This is a genomic window from Paraglaciecola sp. QJM3NY_14 (assembly GCF_056173245.1).
In genome coordinates this window covers 824,444-842,600 of record NZ_CM149664.1, presented here as the reverse complement: position 1 = coordinate 842,600, position 18,157 = coordinate 824,444, and the positions used below count along the sequence as shown (strand labels likewise).

Annotated in this window: 15 protein-coding genes; 2 read left to right on the top strand and 13 right to left on the bottom strand. The window is 44.8% G+C overall.

Going from position 1 to position 18,157, the window contains the following annotated elements:
• Nucleotides 1-26: 26 nt before the first annotated feature.
• The 6 genes from AC0VYA_RS03660 to AC0VYA_RS03635 all read right to left on the bottom strand — a co-directional run bounded on the left by AC0VYA_RS03660 (nt 27) and on the right by AC0VYA_RS03635 (nt 5,308).
• On the bottom strand, nt 27-242 hold the full coding sequence (locus AC0VYA_RS03660; protein ID WP_475490077.1) for a thioredoxin domain-containing protein: 216 nt from the start codon (nt 240-242) through the stop codon (nt 27-29).
• Nucleotides 243-644: 402 nt separating this feature from the next.
• Nucleotides 645-1,619, bottom strand: coding sequence for a DMT family transporter (locus AC0VYA_RS03655; protein WP_475490076.1), 975 nt, complete (start codon nt 1,617-1,619; stop codon nt 645-647).
• A 102-nt stretch (nt 1,620-1,721) separates the two neighbouring features.
• On the bottom strand, nt 1,722-2,435 hold the full coding sequence (locus AC0VYA_RS03650; protein WP_475490075.1) for an AraC family transcriptional regulator: 714 nt from the start codon (nt 2,433-2,435) through the stop codon (nt 1,722-1,724).
• A gap of 85 nt (nt 2,436-2,520) precedes the next feature.
• A complete protein-coding gene (locus AC0VYA_RS03645; RefSeq protein WP_475490074.1) occupies nt 2,521-3,801 on the bottom strand; it encodes a TRAP transporter large permease in 1,281 nt (426 codons plus the stop codon).
• Nucleotides 3,802-3,803: 2 nt separating this feature from the next.
• Nucleotides 3,804-4,328, bottom strand: a complete 525-nt coding sequence (locus tag AC0VYA_RS03640) for a TRAP transporter small permease (protein ID WP_475490073.1) — start codon at nt 4,326-4,328, stop codon at nt 3,804-3,806.
• A gap of 2 nt (nt 4,329-4,330) precedes the next feature.
• Nucleotides 4,331-5,308, bottom strand: coding sequence for a sialic acid TRAP transporter substrate-binding protein SiaP (locus AC0VYA_RS03635; protein WP_475490072.1), 978 nt, complete (start codon nt 5,306-5,308; stop codon nt 4,331-4,333).
• 413 nt (nt 5,309-5,721) lie between these two features.
• Between AC0VYA_RS03635 and AC0VYA_RS03630 the strand changes: the two genes are divergently transcribed.
• Nucleotides 5,722-6,459, top strand: a complete 738-nt coding sequence (locus tag AC0VYA_RS03630; RefSeq protein ID WP_475490071.1) for an SDR family oxidoreductase — start codon at nt 5,722-5,724, stop codon at nt 6,457-6,459.
• A 648-nt stretch (nt 6,460-7,107) separates the two neighbouring features.
• Here AC0VYA_RS03630 and AC0VYA_RS03625 read toward each other — a convergent pair.
• The 4 genes from AC0VYA_RS03625 to AC0VYA_RS03610 all read right to left on the bottom strand — a co-directional run bounded on the left by AC0VYA_RS03625 (nt 7,108) and on the right by AC0VYA_RS03610 (nt 16,679).
• Nucleotides 7,108-9,099: a tetratricopeptide repeat-containing sulfotransferase family protein gene (locus AC0VYA_RS03625; RefSeq protein ID WP_475490070.1), complete on the bottom strand. Its 1,992-nt coding sequence runs from the start codon at nt 9,097-9,099 to the stop codon at nt 7,108-7,110.
• A gap of 119 nt (nt 9,100-9,218) precedes the next feature.
• Entirely contained in the window at nt 9,219-11,864 is a 2,646-nt protein-coding gene (locus tag AC0VYA_RS03620) for a TonB-dependent receptor domain-containing protein (protein WP_473478254.1), read from the bottom strand.
• A gap of 512 nt (nt 11,865-12,376) precedes the next feature.
• Nucleotides 12,377-14,443 (bottom strand): catalase, encoded by a 2,067-nt coding sequence (locus AC0VYA_RS03615; RefSeq protein WP_475490069.1) that lies wholly within the window; start codon nt 14,441-14,443, stop codon nt 12,377-12,379.
• Between the two features lie 430 nt (nt 14,444-14,873).
• A complete protein-coding gene (locus AC0VYA_RS03610) occupies nt 14,874-16,679 on the bottom strand; it encodes a sensor histidine kinase (RefSeq protein WP_475490068.1) in 1,806 nt (601 codons plus the stop codon).
• A 101-nt stretch (nt 16,680-16,780) separates the two neighbouring features.
• On the opposite strand from AC0VYA_RS03610, the gene AC0VYA_RS03605 reads away from it, so the two are divergent.
• On the top strand, nt 16,781-17,197 hold the full coding sequence (locus AC0VYA_RS03605; protein ID WP_011573653.1) for a BLUF domain-containing protein: 417 nt from the start codon (nt 16,781-16,783) through the stop codon (nt 17,195-17,197).
• Between the two features lie 74 nt (nt 17,198-17,271).
• Here AC0VYA_RS03605 and AC0VYA_RS03600 read toward each other — a convergent pair whose 3' ends face one another.
• Genes AC0VYA_RS03600 through AC0VYA_RS03590 form a run of 3 tightly spaced genes read right to left on the bottom strand, consistent with a single transcriptional unit; the run spans nt 17,272 to nt 18,017 of the window.
• On the bottom strand, nt 17,272-17,550 hold the full coding sequence (locus tag AC0VYA_RS03600; RefSeq protein ID WP_475490067.1) for a hypothetical protein: 279 nt from the start codon (nt 17,548-17,550) through the stop codon (nt 17,272-17,274).
• Nucleotides 17,547-17,756, bottom strand: coding sequence for a DUF4405 domain-containing protein (locus AC0VYA_RS03595; RefSeq protein ID WP_475491027.1), 210 nt, complete (start codon nt 17,754-17,756; stop codon nt 17,547-17,549). The genes AC0VYA_RS03600 and AC0VYA_RS03595 overlap by 4 nt, the downstream gene beginning before the upstream one ends.
• Before the next feature lie 21 nt (nt 17,757-17,777).
• On the bottom strand, nt 17,778-18,017 hold the full coding sequence (locus AC0VYA_RS03590) for a hypothetical protein (RefSeq protein WP_475490066.1): 240 nt from the start codon (nt 18,015-18,017) through the stop codon (nt 17,778-17,780).
• Between the last annotated feature and the right edge of the window lie 140 nt (nt 18,018-18,157).

The window sequence follows — 18,157 nt, the reverse complement described above, 5'->3', positions numbered from 1 at the left end:
ACGCAAAGCAACCGTTCATGCCGTTATCATTTTACCCGCTCACTCACGTCATTAATGGCCAGTTCAGCGCCTTCTTTTTGATAAGCCCTCTGGCACCACTTCTCTAGTAAATCGGGGACGGCTTCCCTAGGTCTGCGCGACTTAACGCGCTTTTCGCTGCAGCCTATGTGGCGATTAAACAATACGGAGGGAACTAGCATAGCTTGTAAAATGGCTTCGTCTGCGACACTCTCATCTAACAACCGGGGCGCCTTGGCGGACTATTCACTGGTGCGCAATTGGCTTCGGGCGGTCAAATTTACCGCGGCGAACACGCCCAATAACGGTAGGCGTGTCCAGCCTTCGTCTAGGTATTCGATATTCTCTTGCTGGTAAGTGCATATTAAATGCTCTTCAAAAGATTACCTGATATGGCGTGACGAGCCTTATGTGATGCTGTGACATATAACCACCATAGGGATGGTTTTCCTGCTTCTGAAAATTGGTTACATAGGATGATGGGCGTTTTGGTTATATTTTCACTGCAGTTAAGACACTGTGATTTTCAGTGAACAGCATCGCATCACATTTGAAATTTCATATATATGAAATTTCAAATTTAATTCTAGAAAGTCCATTCAGAACTAGATGTAAGCGCGTCAGACTCAAGCTGTAGCACTGCTCTTCATAGCGACAGTAGCGACTGGTTGTTTCTCGGTGGCTTGAATGAATAAGCACAGCATGATCAACAACATACCAAACCAGCCCAGCGGTGAAATCACTTCACCGACAATCAGTACGGCCAGTATTGCTGCTACCACTGGCTCCATTAAGGTGAGCAACGAGGCGCTACTCGCTTTGATATGGCGCAAGCCATACCCAAAGGCGATATAGCCTAACGTCATGGGGATCAACGCCATATACAGTGATACAAGGGTATTACCTGGAGAGCTAAACAAGTTATCCCCAGTGAAGAATAACGACGGTAACAACACCATAGCGCCTAACCCAAAAATGCTTCCCATGGCAGCTTGTGAATGCACGCCCTTGTCGATCATGGTGCGCGCGGCCCAAGAGTAAAACGCATACGTTAGGCCGGCTAATAATCCTAATGCAATCCCCCATACTTGTCGCTGCTGGGCTACTTGCTCTTCTGACACCCCATTAAACGCTATTTCAGTCGCGTGCGGTTCGCCATAAGCAAGTAACGCGATCCCAATCAAGCCAATCAGAACACTGATCAACCAGCGCTTCGTTAGATGAAACGCTTTGCTAAAAAGACACTCCAACAAGGCAGCAAATAAAGGCGCACTAGCAATGGAAACAACCGTACCTACCGCCACACCCGCCATGCGCATGGAACTATAAAATGCCAATGGATAAATCGCCAAAGCCAATGCACTCAAGAGCAGTAGTGTTTTTTGTTGCAACAGGTTGGCTAAATTAGCTTTTAGTTTACGACGGGCTAATACAGCTAGCATCATTCCCCCCACACCCATCGCAAAAGCCCCTATCCCTAATGGGCTGATACTGGGTGCGAAGCTTGCTGCCACGCCTGTTGTGCCCCAGAGCACAGAAGCAAATAAAATAGCCATTACTCCGTATTGATATTGAGTAAAGCCTCCGCGCATCGCCAACATTTTCCTATTCCGTTTTGAGCAAATCGTGAGAGAAGCATAAACAATTGGCAAACTGATTACTTTGCCAAAAAGACGCAAGGCTTGTTTAAAAAGACGTGATTATTAGGTTTGTGCAAATGCCCGAGGCGATAACCCAGTGTACACAGAGAAACGCCGACTAAAGGCCGAAAGGTCGCCATAGCCCACTTTTTCAGCCACAAGCTGCACTGGCAAGTCAGTATGCGCTAACAAGGCTTTGGCCTTTTCCATTCGAAGCCCAGTAATGTACTGCTGAGCACTCATGGAAAAGCTGGCTTTAAAGCGCTTTTTGAATTGCGTTGGGCTTAAGCAAGCCAGCGCGGATAGCGTATCAATGCTCATAGGCTGTTCAAGATGTTCATTGATCCAGCCTTGTACTATACGCATTTGTTTATCAAGGGTATGCATTGCCCGTTGCTGACTCAGCAACATACTAAAAACATCGAGAATAGAATGCTCAATACCGCTATCGATCTGATGCTGTAATTGCTTTTCAACAAACAATAAAAAACTTATCAAAGGCGGGGAAATAGAAAATACAGCCAGTCCACTTTCAAGTAAGTGGGCGGGTAATGTGGCTAAGTCGGCCACCATAAAACGTGCAGCTTCATCCGCTTTGAAACCATGTTCTGTGCCACTAGGCACAACCACACATTCCCCCACGGTCACTTTGCCTGTGTAGCTAAGCATATCAATCACTATGCTGCCTTGCACGGGCAGCACCAGCTGATGGTGGTTGTGGTGTACATGGCTTTGAAGTTGCTTGGTGTAAGCACGGATACTCAGGCTGTTGTTCATAACGGCAATGCATCGTAAAAACGGAAAAACAGTATAACGTTAGTTTCTTAGAGTTTGAAAGCGTGCCATTTTGGTAAGGTTGCCGCTATGGGTATAACACCGAAGGAAGCCACGTTGTCAGTCCCGGTATAAAGGTGACCAGCATCAATACGATGAGTAAGGGTACCAAAAAGGGCAAGGTTGCTCGGGCGCATGTTTCAAAAGGAACGTCGGTGACCCGAGATAGCACATACAACACCATGCCTACAGGAGGCGTCAGTAACCCGATCATTAGATTGAGCACCATCATCACCCCGAAATGCAAGGGATCAACCCCTAAACTGACAGCAATGGGCAGCAGCACTGGCGTCAAAATGGTGATGGCAGCAATTGTCTCCATAAAGCATCCGACGATGAACAAAATGAGCGTCATCAATAATAATATCGTGACTTTATTATCGGTAAACGCCAACATCCACTGGGTGAAATCAGTGGTGATATGCTGTGTGGTTAACACCCATGAAAAAGCAGCCGCAGCCCCAATGATCAGCATGATAATACTGGTCGTTTCTATGGTTTCTATGCTGACTCTCAATAAGGTTTTGAGGTTCAGAGTTCTATACACCAGCCCCCCCAAACACAGAGCATATGCGCTGGCGGCAATAGCCGCTTCAGTCGCAGTAAAGAGTCCAAATAAAATGCCACCAATAATCAATACTGGGGTCATCAGGGAAAGAAACGCCCGTTTAAAGGTGCTTGCGCAGCGCACCACTGAAAAGCCATGGTCTTTTGGGTATTGACGTTTTTTGGCATACCAAGCCACCATCAACATTAAACTTAATGCCATCACCAACCCAGGAATTACCCCTGCGGCAAATAGCTTTCCGATTGAAGACGAAGACATGACCGCATAAATAATCAAAGGCAAACTAGGGGGAATAATCGGTCCTATTGTAGAAGATGCCGCCGTTAACCCCACAGCGAACCCAGCGTCATAACCTTGGTCTCGCATCGCTTTGACTTCAATGGCACCTAACCCCCCCGCGTCAGCGACCGCAGCACCAGACATACCGGCAAAGAATATAGATGCCCCCACGTTCACATGGCCTAAACCACCGCGTAACCAGCCCACCAGCGCATTGGTAAAATCGAAAATACGTTGGGTTATTCCTGCACTATTCATCAAAGCACCAGCGAAGACGAAAAAAGGGATCGACAGCAGCGGGAAGCTATTCATGCCTCCTAGCATACTGTGCAGCACAACAAGACTTGGTACGCTGCCATCCACCACAATCGCCAACATTGATGCGAGCAATAAAGCAAACGCCACAGGTGTGCCGCTAGCAATTAACAGCAGCAAAGAAATCAATAACACCGCGATCACCATACTTACGCCACCTCAGTCATATGTGCCTGACGCATTGAGCACCAACGGTGCTTTATCACTAAAACACTTCTACCAGCCATTAAGAGTAAAAACAGCGTGATGAGGGCATAAAACCAACTCATTGATATTGGCAGCGAAGCCAGTGTGTAAAGCGACAAGGCAAAGCCAATTTGGCTGGCATATACCATTAACAGCAGCACCACAGCTAAATTGAGCGAAGCGATGCACAGTTGCAGCACACTAAGCATTTTGACGGGCAAGTATCTATGCAACAGAGTGACGCCAATATGCGCATCGTTTTTGGTGGCAATACTCGCCCCTGAAAACGCCAGCAAAATAAGTAAGTAACGGGCCAATTCTTCCGACCATCCTAGGGAAGCATCGAGAGCGTAACGACTGAAAAATTGTGCAAACAATAAAATGGCGAGTCCCCAAAATATGACTAAGCTAATTACCTCCTCTAAACGGATCGGCAAATCAACAACTGGCTGTTCACTCTGGTTTATATCGACTTCTGATAAGGACATACTCATTTACCTTCACTATTTAGCTGCAACAAACGTTGATAATTTTCTCGCCCTACGATAGGCAAATAGGGCTCATGAAGGGCCAAGGTAGCTTGGCGAAAGGCATGCGTATCAATTTGATGAACCTGTATCCCTTGGGTCTCAAACCATGCCACCAACTCAAGTTCGATGGTGCGGGTTTCATCAGATACACGGGCAGCGGCTTGTCTTAATACCGTACTAAAAATATCTTTATCTTCTGCGCTTAGCATTGCCCATCTACGTTGACTAATAATGCTTAAATTTGAGCCCAACATATGCCCAGTGAGACTAATATGTGGCTGCACTTCGTACAGCTTTTTGGCCTTTATCGTTGGTAGGGGGTTCTCCTGTGCATCAACCACACCCTGTTGCAATGCCATATACACCTCAGAAAATGCAATTGGTGTTGGGTTGGCGCCTATGGCCGTAGGGAACATTTTAAAAATAGCCGCGTTGGGCACGCGTATTTTCAAGTTTTTGCTGTCAGTTAGGCCAAGAACGGCCGAGTGAGACGTCACGTGCCTTGCGCCGTAATAGTTATTGGCCAGAATTTGATTGCCCTGCGTGATGTCTGCATAGCCCTTGGCCAGCTCATCAAACAAATCACTTTCGTTAAAGCGTTGCCAATGTTCATAGCTAGCATAGATATAAGGTAAATCGGTTAGGGCAAAAGGGGGAAATAGTTGAGCGACAAAACTGGTTCCAGTATAAATAATGTCGACACTGCCTAAACGTAGGCTTTCATTAAGCGCCGCTTCCTTACCCAGCATAGACACCGGGAAGACCTGAATGTCGTAGCGCCCTTTAGTGCGCAGTTTAATTTGCTCAGCGGCCCACACAGCCTGTTTGTGCAAAGGCTCGCTAACCTCGTAGACGTGCCCCCAAAATAGCGTTTGCGGTGAGGCAAATACATCAACGGATGTAAAAACCCCTAAAACAAAAAATAGAAAGCTACGCATCGACTGTCAAACAACCCAATTGGTTAATTGTTAACAATAATAAGGCAAATGTTAGCAGGTTGCAAAAATAGTTAGGCACGTATGCTTGCCGAGTATTTCAGACTAGCCGCTCCCAAATACAGTTTTTATGGCCGTTGCTGAGGAAATTGAAATACGCAGAGTGGTGATCATAACGACAAAACACAGTGCAAACGGAGCATCAATGCAGCGCTAGTTCGCTGAGGTAATAAAGCCCCTTTACCCAATTAACCCAATTAACCTAATTAACCCAAGCGGCGCAGAATGTCAGCTCACCAGAGCAGGTGTTAGTGCTTATTGGGCTAGCGCAATTGTAAGATTAATTTTCTATCGCCCCTATTCGAAACCAAACCTTGTAAGCTGATTCAATCGCTCGTTTTCAAACTCAGGAGATAATGATGTCTGTACCTCAAGTCGCGTTAGTCACAGGTGGTTCTAAAGGGATCGGGGCCGCAATAGTACGTAGACTATCGACCGATGGCTTTGCTGTCGCAGTCAATTACTCCAAAAACCCGGCGCCCGCAGACGACTTGGTGAAGGAACTAAAAGATGCGGGATACGCGGCGTTAGCGGTTTGTTGTGATGTAGCGAATAGCGATGGTGTTAGCCAAATGTTCGACAAAATAGAAAGCGAGCTGGGCTCTGTGAATGTACTAATCAATAACGCAGGGATCATGAAAAATGCGCCCGTGGCACAAAGTGAAGAGACGGATTTTGATCAGCAAATCGCAGTCAATTTAAAAGGCACATTTAATACCCTAAAGCAGGCGGCTAACCGAATGCCAAATGGGGGCAGAATTGTGAACCTATCTACCAGTGTTGTCGGTTTAAAATTGGAACAGTACGGTATCTACGCAGCGACAAAATCAGCAGTAGAAACCATGAGTGCAATTTTGAGCAAAGAGCTGCGCGGCAAGGACATCACGGTGAATGCGATAGCACCAGGCCCCACAGCGACAGACTTATTTTTGGATGGAAAATCGCAAGAACTGATCGACCGCTTGGCTAAAATGAGCCCGTTAGAAAGATTAGGCACACCGGAGGATATTGCCCGTGCGGTGGCATTTCTAGTTAGCCCAGACGGCGCATGGATAAATGGCCAAGTACTCAGAGCAAATGGCGGTATCGTCTAGGCTCAAGCGACGTAAATATAAAATGCCCTCCTACAGGCTATCGCTTGTTAGTCAACAATGCTTAGCCTTTCATCGACACTGACTTTTCTTTGTCAGCACTATCTCGGCTCATTCAAAGTAAACGCTGAGATTTCTTTACACAAACGTGGAGATGTTCAGCCTTATCATGTCACGCTATTCGATTTCGCTTAGCCGTTTGTTAGTGCCAATTCAGTGATTTTCTTTCTGGCTGTTTTGCTAGAGCGACCTTGAAATGAGTGAAAACGTGCTGCTAAACCAGCGCTACAGATTCTTATACATCCACATTGCGAAAACAGGTGGTTCCAGCATTCGCTCAGTGCTTAACAAGTTACATTGGCACGACCCTACGTACTACCTTATGTTCCCTTGTCACAAATCAATACCAATCCGCATTAATTAAGTGCCCGCCTCAGAATGCGTCCAGCGGTTTTTGATTAAGGCATCGCTATGTAGTAATGGTTGTTCCCTTTAAAATAGTGAGAACGCAGAGCAAATTTCCTCGCCACTGCGGTGTCATTACAGCGAAAGAGATGCTGTCAGATGCTTTTTTCAATCAACTCTTCAAATTTGCCTTTGTACGTACCCCTTGGGATCTTCAACGCTGGTTTCACACTTTGTTGTTCCGTGCTACATGTCATGGTTTAAAACCTTTTTCAACGGCCCTAAATGAGCATCGAAGTGCTTCCATTGTTCCATGCCTGAGCGGTATATAGGCTGCCTGACTTGTTCTGAACTGGGGGTTTTTATCGCCCGCTCAGTCTTATGAAAATCGATACACCGTTGCTCGAACGGTAATCCGCAAAAATCCAAAATCCGCTCCACTTGTCCATGCAAGTCATCAATCAATGTTTCGTGCTGCACTGTTAATACGAAGCCTGGCAACACTGTGTCCCAATGGGTCATAAGTTGTTCATAAGCGCGGTAATAACGACCTATCTCTTCTAGCCCGTACGAGAACTCCTGCCCGTCACCAAATAACTGCTTGAAACCGCTAAAACAGCACGCCATAGGATCGCGTCTTGCGTCGATTATTTTGGCGTTAGGCAAGATTAATTTGATTAGGCCTATGTGCAAAAAGTTGTTCGGCATTTTATCGATAAAAAACGGCGCGCCGGCTCTGTAGACTTGTGTGTCTTGCAAATACTTCTGCCCAAAACGAGCAAAATAGCTGTCATCCAAATCGGCCAACATCTGAGGATATTGATTTTTTTGACCCTGTAATTTTGATGCCAGCCCAAGAACATCGTGCAGCTCCATAGTGCCATCAACTTGAGAGTGCGATGCGAGTATCTGTTCGAGTAACGTCGAGCCCGCTCTGGGTAAACCAACAATGAAAATAGGATCAGGACTTTGCTCGCCAGCTTCTTTTAAGCGTGCAAATAGTTCTGGTTGGCAGGTGTCGATTTGCTTGGCTACTTGGCGCTCGAACACATCAGGATTGTAGTTAATCTGTTGCTGTTTAAGCTGATTACCCTTGGCATAATGTGAAAATGCAGCATCGAAAGAGCCCCTGTCTTCCAATGACTTACCTAAGGCGAAATGCAGATGTACTTTGTCATCTACCGCAATATTCTGTTGAACAACTAGTTGCTCCATTGCAGCAAGCTCAGTATCACTAAAGCGATAGGTTTTGGTGTTGGCTAAACTCCAATAAGCGTCACCAAATTCAGCTTTGTATCGATATGCCTGTTGGTAAGCGTTGATTGCCCCCGGCAAATCCCCTAACGCTTTTAACGCATGCCCCAACAATAGTTGTATGCCCGGCTGGTTTTGGTTTCTTAGCAACAACTCTTGATAAATTGATATGGCTGCTTGCACTTCCCCCAGACCGACCATAGCACTGGCCTTAGCACTTAACAGGACGACGTTATCGCCAGAGGCTGCCAGCAGCTTATCAGCCAAGGCTTTTGCTTCGGCAAATTTAGCCATTTTGGCTAACAGCTGAAGGTACGCGATGCCGGCCGCTTTGTGTTCAGGGTAAAGCGCTAAACAACTGCTTAAAATAAATTCAGCCTCGCCATATACTTTAAGCTGAATACCGATTTCTGCGAGCAATAACATCGCCTCGCTGTTGTGTTTGTTAGCTTGTAAGAACTGACGACAAACTTTGTCAGCTGCGTATAAATTCCCTTCGTACATTAAATCTTTAGCACCTAGCACCGCATTAGGCAGCCCGGATAAATAGTCTATTTGTGCTTGGCTGATTGTCACCGCTTTGGCATTTTCTTGCTGTTGATAAAGCGGCAGTAATGCGCGCCAGCTGGCCAGTAGTGCGGGGTTTAACTGCGTAGCTTGGTAGAAAGACTGAGCGGCCTGTTGTGGCTCACGCAATGCGAGATACAAATAACCGTTTTCTTGCCAAGCTCGTGCGTGCTTAGCATTTGCCTCCAGCAAGATTTTATTTGACTCGAGTGCCTCACTTAAATCACCATTTAACCGCTGAGCTACGACCAATAAATACAGTATTTCAACTCTATTATCATTTGATAAATCACTCGCTAATTGCTGATCACACAACGCAATGGCCTGACTAAATTTCGCCTGTTGAATAAGTTGTTTTATCCCGTTACACGCTTCGTTAAACGATGGTTTGGCTTGGGATGTATGCTTGGTACTCAATGTAGCGACTCCAAAAAACTGAATGGTAATATGTCCTGCCCGTACATAAAAAAGGCAAGCCTAGGTAGGCTTGCCTTCGTATACGTATTGCGCTTAAAAGCTTAAGCACATTAGTAAGATCAGAAGAAGTCGTAAGACAATCTTAACCCTACGGTACGTGGTCTGTTAGACACTATTTTAGGCGTGTATTGCTGGGCATCAATATACAAGATAGCACTCTCATCCGTTAGGTTATCAATAAAGATCTCAGCTTTCCATTCATCGTTAGTAATACCAAATGCAAGGTTAGCAAGTATGTAGCTGTCTTGGATGTAACGCCCACCTTGAATGGTCTCACCGTTTGAATCAGCAAACGTTACTCCTTCGTACACAGCGGCTTCACGCTCAATGCTTAGGCCTGTCCCTGCGCCATAAACGAGCTGTGCAGCATCTTCAAGAGCATAGGCGTCCATCGACATGCTCGCTAAGCGATCACCTGTGTAGCTAATTGAGCCGTTGATATATCCAGTAAAGCCATTGTCTAACTCATAAAAGTATTGTGCACGGATATTGCCGGAAAAATCAGCAGAATACGGTAGTTTACTGCCCACAGGTGGCGCTATTCCATCTAGTGCAGCGTTAATGCTCGTCAACTCAGTGTCTAACACACTAAACGCCGCGTTGATAACAAGGTTGTCAGTGGCCAACCAGGTTAAGTCAGCATCAATACCGCGAATTTCAGCGTCACCAACATTGTCAGTGAATACCAAGAAGCTGATGTTGGTTGGGTCATAACGTGAGGTTTGTAAGTCACTGATTTCAGAATAGTACGCCGTAGCATTAACACGTAAAATACCGTCTAGGAAGTCACCTTTGATACCGAACTCATAGTTATCTAACTCATCCGTTGTTGAATATACTGGAATACGGAAATCTTCAAACGCCCCTGTTTGATTAGTCGCCAAACCACCACCTACGCGGTTGGTTACAGGCGGACGGAAGCCTTCAGAATAGGTGGCGAATACCAGGATATCTTCGTTTACCTTCCAGTCAACTGATGCTTTCAAAATCACATCGTCTACGGTCAATGTGCCATCACCATCGAGTAAATCAACTTCAAGTTGACCGCTTTCTATCGCGGCTATCACACCATCATCTAAACCAGATGCCGCCAATTCAGCCGGATCCTGCGTACCGAACGCACGCAAACGGCGACTCACATCAACAGTGGTAGTGGAGCCTTTATACGTATCTTGAATTTCATACCAGCGAGCACCAAACGTTGCGGTAATGTCGTCAGTCAGGTCGTATTCTATTTGGCCAAACACTGCAATTTGGTCAATTGCATGCTGAATATCGTTTACGAAACTGATGCTCGGCTCAAAGGGTTGACTCGTTGAGTTAACCCCCTCAGAGCCTACCAAAGTTCGGGCTAAATCGTCGAACTTGTCCGTATTAGCGATATTAAACTTACCCACTGAATTGAGGTCTTGCTCATCGTAGAATACACCAGCAGTTAGACGCCATACATTGTCTGTTGGCGTATTAAAGCGCAACTCGTGGGTCATACGCGTGCTGTCGGTTTTTTCCTTGTAATACTTAGTTGGGTCTAAGCAAATCTCATCTTCTGGCGCAACATCTCCACCATAATTACACACATAATAAGCAGAGAATAAACCGCCGTTGGTATAACCCGTGTAATCAATGGTTGAGTCGATTGAGCGGTCTAAGTATCCCCCAGTGTAAACGATGTCTAGTTTGTCTAAACGCCCTTCTAAGGTCCAAGTAGTCAAACCAAACTCGTCATCATTGTCTTCAGGTACAAAGCGGTTAGTTGAGGTTTCCCCTTCTAAATTAGGATCGTATGCAAACACGCCTTCAGTGCTCAATGTTTGCTGAGTGTGTTGAACCAATAAGTCCCAATCTTCATTAATAATGTAAGACAGACCAAAACGCGCACCTGAATAAACCGCATCGTTAAAGTCATCTTCCACTAACGCATCGTTTTCAGGTGAAATAACCGGAGTATTTTCAGGGTCGCTAAGCACACCGCCAGAGATTCTGTCGATAACCACTGCGCTACCGATGTATCCGCCATTCGCTGGATCGTTGCGGATGTTATCAATCCAACCGCCTTGGTTATCAGTGTAGGCCGCTACGCGAAAGGCAAGGTCGTCTGATACTGCGAAGTTTATAAACCCTTCTACAGAATTACTCATTTCACCACCTTTAGTGAAACTGGTGCTGGTATCAACCCCTGCAGCAAATCCAGTGTGATCAGGTTTTTTGGTGATCAATCTTACGGTGCCTGATTGTGAGCTGGCACCAAACAAGGTCCCTTGTGGCCCAGGTAGTACCTCAATGCGCTGCATATCGGTAGCGTAAATATCTAGATTACGGCCCTGCATTGAAACCGGTTGTTCGTCCAGATAAAACGCGACAGAAGGCTGAAGTGCCTGCACAGATGAAACAGAGATATTACTTTGGGTCGTTGCTGCGCCACGAATGTAAATTTCGTTTTGTCCAGGGCCTGTACCCTGAAAGGTCACATTAGGCAAGAACTCGACGTATTCTTGAAAATTATCAACCCCAAGGTTCTCTAATGCTTCACCGTTTAGTGCGGTCACTGACACGGGAATGTCTTGAATCGACTCTGAGCGTTTTGTTGCAGTTACTTCAATAGTCTCAATACTCGCTTTGCCTGTTTTTGTGGCTTCTTGCTGAGCATAGACGGGCGTAGTAGCAAGTGCGGCAACGACCGCGCAGCTTAACTTGGATATTTTCATTCTCATTGGCCTTGTGTGGTCTAGTTTAGGTGTTGCTAGTCGGGTATTTTTTTACGTTTAAAGCTGTTTAATTTTTATTCTACAGTATGATTTTAAAGAAATTACAGCAAAGCGCAAAAATAAGTTCAACACGAACCAATATAATGAGGGAAGAATTCGAGTCTGCGTCGGCAGATATTTGTACAATCCCTTTATGATTAGTGATTTAAAACAGTCAAAACAACAGGATTGATTGCTAACTGATGCAATATCAGCTATTTACTTCGTAAACGAATTATTTCACCACTACTTAATATATAGTCTAAACAGTACATTTTTAGAGCGAAAATCAGCCCTCGATGAGTAGAAAACTTAATTAAAAAGTCGCTTGCCAGTGTCAATGCGGTGGGATTATCGGCGCATATAACAAGCAAAGAAAAGGCCGGACTATCCGGCCTTTTTTTTGATTTTTTCATGCCTTTGCTGGCGCGCCAGTAAAGGTCATCTATAAGATTTGACTAGACGTTGCTCTTTTAACGCTGCCAAAAACGTAAGTCTCGCAATGATTGAATAAACTCGGAAGCTGACACGCTGTGAAGGTCTATCCACCCATCATCTTGCTTGTCATTTAACCCTGTCGCCTTAATCAATGCTGAAGCATCAGCGGTATGTCCTATGAACTTCATATGGGCATAGGCGTCTGTAATGAAGTCTTTCGCTTCTGGGATTGTGGCTAGTTGTTCAGCTCCTTCTTTTGACACTAAAATCAAAACGGCGTCGTACAACACAGAAGGGCCGCCATCGATGACTTGTTGAGCTGCGATGTGTTTTCCCTTGCTACAAGTAACCCCACCGACTTGCGGAGCAATCACTTCATAATTGGCACCTTCTTTCTCAAGCGCCGTTGTGATGGATGCAAAAATGTCGGCATCAGCGCCATCGCTCATTAATATACCTAGCTTGCGCCCTTTGAATGTTTTGGGTGAATTTTTCAATATACTCAGTGCATCAGACACAGGAAGGTCTTGACGTGTTTTCATCGCTGCCTCAGCAGGCTTAGGCATTGTTTTAATACCTAGGCCATCCGCGGCCTTTTGAGCCAGAGTCTCGTCGATGTTGAGTAAATGTGACACCATTCGTTCGCGAATGGGCAGGTGCTCAACTTTAGACAATTCGAATATCAAGGCACTTTGAATATGCTCTTTCTCAACCTCGGTTTGACTCATATAGAATTGCCTAGCTTGGCTGTAATGGTCAGAAAACGTCTCTGAACGATAACGCAATTTGTCACCACTTGTTGGCTCAGACGAACTTTTGAAACCGTGGGCTGGGCAAGCTCTGGGGTTGTGTTCTCCTCCATCCCACGAATTTGGCTCATAATTGACCCGACCTTTAGGATTCGTCATTGCCATGTGGCCATCTTGTTGGAAATGACGCATAGGGCACTTAGGCGCGTTCACAGGAATGTGCGTGAAGTTAGGACCGCCGAGACGTTTAACTTGGGTATCGAGGTAGGAAAAGTTACGACCTTGAAGCAGAGGATCTGCTGTGAAATCCATACCAGGTACGATATTTTGGGTACAGAAAGCGACTTGTTCAGTTTCGGCAAAAAAATTATCTACTACGCGGTCTAGCACCATACGTCCAATCATTTTAACCGGCACCTGTTCTTCGGGGATGAGCTTAGTAGCATCAAGGACATCAAACTCGAACTCGTCCGCAAATTTTTGGTCGAAAACCTGTACGCCCAATTCCCACTCTGGGTAATCCCCTTGTCCAATTGCTTGCCACATGTCTCGGCGATGAAAATCGGGATCAGCCCCATTTAATTTGAGCGCTTCGTTCCATACCACCGACTGCATACCACCTTTTGGTTTCCAGTGGAACTTAACAAACTTCTCATCCCCTTTGGCGTTAATGAATTTGAACGTATGCACGCCGAAACCTTCCATGAAGCGTAAAGATCGAGGTATGGCTCTGTCCGACATCGCCCACATAGCCATGTGCATAGATTCAGGTGTTAAGCTGATGAAATCCCAGAAGTTGTCATGAGCAGTTTGCGCTTGAGGAAAACCCCGGTCTGGCTCGGCTTTGGCTGAATGAATAAGGTCTGGAAACTTCATAGCGTCTTGAATAAAGAACACCGGAATATTATTACCTACTAAATCCCAATTGCCTTCTTGGGTATAGAATTTGACTGCAAAGCCGCGAACGTCACGGGCCAAGTCAGGCGATCCTTTGTTGCCCGCTACCGTTGAAAAACGCGCAAATACGGGTGTCTTCTCGCCCTTGCGCTGAAAAATGTCAGCGCAAGTTAAGTCATTGAGTGCGTCATATGTTTCGAAAAAGCCATGGGCACCATAACCTCTGGCGTGTACAACTCGCTCAGGGATGCGCTCATGATCGAAGTGAAAGAGCTTTTCTCGTAATACTTGATCCTCTAGCAAGCCCGGCCCACGCGTGCCGACCTTAAGGGAATTTTGGTCATCACTCACCGGGCAACCTTGAGCTGTAGTCATAGTGGGATGAGTATCTGAGGCCGGTTGGTGTAATTCACCGCCTTTGCCTTTATTGCCTGCATATTTAAATGATTCAGTCATCGCTAGTCCTTCATAATTGGGGAAAGTTGCGTCAGCACGCCCAGAGCGTTATGAGACGCCCGCCGAAGAGCAACTGCAAAAGAAAGGCCATTTACATCATGTATAAATTAAGTTCAGGAAAGACATGGGGCGTGGGGCATTTACCCATCACACGCTCGTCACTTCGTTGGAATAATGAAAAAACAATTACACTAAAGAATGTAAATTTTCTACACTTGAAGCCTCCTCATATTGCGCCGATGTGATTAACTTCAGGATGGTGAATCAAGGACCTTAGTAGAAGACAAGATAGCGGATAAATAAGGCGTAAACATAGCAGTGGTGGCATCAGGTTGATAGGGTAAAATCAACAGCAGCAAGACGCACCATCCAGCGCATTTGCTGGTAGCAACAGTTTGCTAGCATAATAAAATAACGCGCTCAAACACACTTATTCTTTGGCGACGGGAAATAGCATCGTAAATTCGGTGAATTGATTCAGCTCGCTATTAATCGAGATAGTGCCAGCTAATTTTTTGATGATATTAAACGTCACAGATAAGCCCAAGCCTGTGCCTTCTCCGACCGATTTTGTGGTGTAGAACGGCTCAAAAATTTTCTCCTGCGCCTCGATAGGAATTCCGGGGCCATTATCTTTAACGCTTATCTGTATAACGTCTTCACAGCGCTTCGTTTTGATACAGATCTTCGGGTTTTGAACCCGTGCTTGCGTCAGCGCTTGGGCTGCGTTTTTAATCAAATTAGTAAAGACTTGTTGCATCAACCCATTGTGAGCCATGAAACTGGGAAGGTCTACTAGGTCTTTTTCAACTGTGATTTTTCCGTTTAAGTCGTAAGACAAGACTTTCAATGTATCATCGAGAACTTGGGTTAAATCGCATACTTCTAATTCACTAGACTGACTATAAGTGAAAGATTTTAGGTCTGTGATAATGTCTTTCACCCGTTTAAGTCCACTATGGGATTCTGATATCACACTACGGATATCCTCTAGGATAAATTCCATACCTTCGTCTTGTTCGAATTTAGCGATATTATTTCTCAACTCGGTAATTTTATGATCTCGCCCTATGTCGATCGATGCTAAAAACTCTGACTGCAGAGATTGCAGCTGCATAATACTTTTTAGGTAATCATCCATGCATGAAAAATTCGTCATCACATAGGCCAAAGGGTTATTAATTTCATGCGCAATACCCGCTGCCATTTGGCCAATACTGGCCATCTTTTCCTTATGCTGTAATGCTTGTTTAGCCGTTTTTAGATCAACAAGTGTCTCCTTGAGACGCTTATACTGACGCTTTAAACTATGCTCTGCTTGCCGTCTTTCTAACAATAAGGTCAATTGTTCAGATGCTTTGTTGATCACGTTAATTTGCTTCATGGACACTTTATCCATCTGCTCATCCGAAACAAAAAACATTAATAAATAAAGTGCCTTACTGTAAGCAACAATCGGAAATGTTAGGTAGCTGCCTATTGAGACACTGAGTTTTTCTTCTACTTCGGCTAGTTCGATCTCTTCGGGTATCAAATTGATCTGGGGTTGTTTTTCATCGAGTGTTTTATTCAAAAAACCCGGTAGTACGGGTAAATGTAGCGCACGATTAAAAGCATCTATTACAACGGGGTTTTCAATATCACAGTATTCGATGCTGCCCCTATCATGCTCAAGTATTTTTATGTGTAAACAACATGACGAGTAACATAAAGCGGAAAGCGTCGACGAGAAAACTTTTAACAATTCGGCTACGGATTCCGAACTTCGTGAAAACTGACTTATGCACATAAGCATGTTTGTTTCAGCATCGTGTTGTCGACGATTGTTTTCAATATGTATGAAGGTATCAATTTCTCGATTAAGAATAGAAAGGTTAAATGCTCGCTTACTTTGCTCTGCCAGTAAGCAACCATTGACTTGCATGGTACCCAACCAGCTGACCTGATCTAAATCGTATTCTGGCTGATGAAGCAATATTATGCGGGTATCATTATTCATTAACCCTTGTCTTACAAACTGTGTTACTTGTTCGCTCAATTGCTCATCTTCGGCGCTAGCGATACAGGCCACTATGAGTGCAGGCTTGTCATGCCGAAACTGTTTTTTCATTCCTCGTAAATTATTTATATGTACAAGTTCTCGCCATCCACTCAATTCAGTTAATTGAATCTCAGCACTACCAATGGTGAAAATTGGCAGTGAAATACTCGGGATTTGCATCGTGGAGCTTTCCATTAAAAATCTGCTAGTATAAAAATCATAGAGTTGAATAACGTATTCAGCAAGCCGTCAACTTTGCACTATTTTTGTTATTAAAGAAAAAGAAGGAAATCTTTATGAAATTAGTCAGATTGCTCTACTACAGTCGTGCATCAAGAGAAATGTCGTTGTCTGATTTAAAGGATATTTTGGGCACGGCAAGAGACAATAATAATAGTATCGACGTTTGCGGCATGCTCTGTTACGACCAGCAGTATTTCCTTCAGGCCCTTGAGGGAGATAGAGAAACAGTCAATGAGCTTTATTTAGATATCGCTGATGATCCTCGGCACGACGATGTCGTCATTATCAGCTATAACGAAGTGAACGAACACGTATTCCCGCAATGGCAAATGGGCTATGCAGCCAGCTCAGCAAAGTTTTCAGCATTGTTAAAAGCACTAGGTCAAACAGAGTTTTCGCCCGATAATATGACTCCAGAGCAAGCATTTACGTTTTTGACAGAAATGGCTGGCGCACAAACTGATATCTAAAGCAGCGCTTGCCAAGCATCTTGTTCAGGATGAACCAGGAAGGGTAAAATGTACCCTGGCTCGCTAAGCAAACACTATTTTTGCATCTTTCGCTTTGTGATATTTGATAATTTGAGCACCAATAACGTCAGCAACATGGGCACACCAATCAACACCAACTCTTTGACAAAAGGTAAAATGTATCTCAAAAAGTTCGGCATTTTATTACCTTCTCCGCCATGTGAATACCCTTGTTGGTTTATCTGTGCGGCCCAATCAGTCAACTCCAAAGAGATCAGTAGCACACTGATCACAACAGAGATCAATAAAACGACAAAAGTACGCGACCTCCAATGGTATTGCAGGTACTTCATGCTTTCGCCCGCTTCAGGCACATACGCTTAGTCAAATTCATTATCCAGCGCCAATGTAGAGCCAGATGCACACCTATAATCGGCATGATCAACGTTGCTGAATCGTGGTGGATCTTCGACCAAAAATCTTGAATGTGTAATTCAATATTAAGCGTTGGTAACAGCGCCACGGAGACCAAAAAACCACTGACAGTAGCAAGCAACATCATTAGGTACAGTAGGTAATTTCACGCCAAACTAAAGCGTTCTTTGGCGGATATATGCTCAGTAAAGCGTTTTGCACTTTGTTTTATCCAGTACCAGTGCAACAACACATGCACGGCAAAGGGCACCACAAACAACACACTCAACCACTCATGTCCTGGTACACCCGTCGCCTGCGGAGCTGAAACAATCATAAAGCTTACCAGCAGCAACACGTCCATTACGTAACGGGTTTTGTGTAAATTTTGTTTCCAATCTGACATTAAATAGTCGAACCTGTTTTAGTCTGCGTTTTGATAATCACGCGGATTATCGCCATATCATCACCCGCTGATCGAAAAATGCATTTAGTTGATAAAGTCTACTCTCATACAGTTGGATGACTTTGTCAACTACATCCCTA